This is a genomic window from Solitalea longa, from assembly GCF_002920915.1.
Classification (GTDB): Bacteria; Bacteroidota; Bacteroidia; order Sphingobacteriales; family Sphingobacteriaceae; genus Solitalea; species Solitalea longa.
In genome coordinates, this window is sequence record NZ_PQVF01000031.1 from 1 (window position 1) to 1,605 (window position 1,605).

Consider the following 1,605-nt stretch of genomic DNA (forward strand, 5'->3'; position numbering starts at 1 on the left):
ACTGTGGTGACCTTGATATTGGTGCGGGAGAATTTAGTGTAAAAGAGAAGTATGTCAAAAATGGATGGACTAGCTATATGTTAGAAAATATGATGCCCAATGGAGCTATTGTAAAACCAGTGGTTGACAGCAAAACTAAAATAAAGAAATGGTGGGAATAAAAACTGGTGCTAACAGTCGCTTGCCGTAACCGCGGCGGACGTGCAACTTTGAACTGAAAACTTAATTAATAAATTTACGCCACGGCGGAGAATGACACAGGTATTTTCACCGCGCCTTCGGCAAGCGCCAAAACGTTACATGCAAGCCTTCAGTGCTTTATTACCATGGAGAAGCAAAAATTTGACATGTCTAAAACCGATCGAATTATTTTTTATTCCTTAATGATTGTATTTCCTGTACTTTTTGTACTCTTTTTTCTTTTGCAGGCAATCTTCGATAAAGAAAGTTCTAGTGACGTATTTTTAAAGAATGCAGCCTCTGAGAATTTTAATGGTAAAGTTGACTCTCTTTATTTTGAGAAACAGAATCACAATGTGAAAATTGCATTATTAAACAATGACTATAAATTTCAAATTTACAGACTTTGGGAAGCCAAGATCAAAGTTGGAGACTCCTTGTCTAAAAACAAAGGCTCTCTGCAGATTGAGGTTTTTAAGAAGGATAAATCGAAACTAATTTTAGACTACCGGTGAGACATTGTAAAAAGTAGGCCTGCATGTAACAAACGCTTGCCAAAAGCGCGTGGACGTGCAAATTGAACATTCAGCCAAATTAATAACTTTACGCCACGGCGGACTATGACGCAGGTGTTTTCATCGCGCCTTCGGCAAGCGTCGCCCGTTGTGTGCAAGTGTAAGCGAAACCAGATTTAGCTAAATTTTCAAATTTTAATTGAAACAACAGATAAGGTGTTAAACTGGGTTTTGATTTTTATAATAGAAAAAATAACAAATTTTGAGACAGGTATTATTTTGTGGAGTGCTACTTTTTTTATTTGGTTGTGATATGAACTTAAGTTGCAAGGATGAAACAGCCCTTATTAGTCAAGAATATTTTAATGGCACTATTACTAAAGCATATACATATAGCCATGACTGCTGGATTGAAGGAATTGATAGTTTAGGTAAAACTCATAAAATCCAAATGCATGGTTTTACGAGCGTAAATGATTTGGCAATGTCAGGGGATAAGCTTTATAAAGATAGCTCTAGTTTGGATTTTAGATTAAAAAGAAATAATTACTTATATACGTTTACATGGGATTGTTTAACAGGAGGGAAACTCATGAAAGTGGATACATTGAAATTGAATTAATAGCTAAACAAGAAGAATAGGCAAGGGTGATCACACCTGCACACAACACGCGCTTAAACGCAAGTGCGGTCGATGTGCAACTTGCAAATTCCACTACGTTAAATTACTTTCGTCACGTTGGACAATGGAACGGAACTTTCTCCGCACCTGCGTCAAGCGCCAAAACGTTACCTGCCATTTTATAGAACGACTACACCTTGGAACTAAATAGAAAAATGAAAATAATTTTTAGTGCAATAATATTCCTAGCAATCACAACATTGTTTTCTTTTTGTCAGTCTCAATCTA

At 36.4% G+C, this 1,605-nt stretch carries 2 protein-coding genes; both read left to right on the forward strand.

Going from position 1 to position 1,605, the window contains the following annotated elements:
* Positions 1-326: 326 nt before the first annotated feature.
* On the forward strand, positions 327-695 hold the full coding sequence (locus C3K47_RS19325) for a hypothetical protein (protein WP_103790805.1): 369 nt from the start codon (positions 327-329) through the stop codon (positions 693-695).
* Between the two features lie 262 nt (positions 696-957).
* The gene (locus tag C3K47_RS19330) at positions 958-1,317 is read left to right on the forward strand and encodes a hypothetical protein (RefSeq protein ID WP_133159425.1); all 360 of its coding nucleotides are present in this window, start codon (positions 958-960) and stop codon (positions 1,315-1,317) included.
* Positions 1,318-1,605 lie beyond the last annotated feature (288 nt).

Excerpts from the sequence above, each read along its gene's own strand:
- C3K47_RS19325 (WP_103790805.1), top strand. The coding sequence starts at position 327 with ATGGAGAAGCAAAAATTTGACATGTCTAAAACCGATCGAATTATTTTT.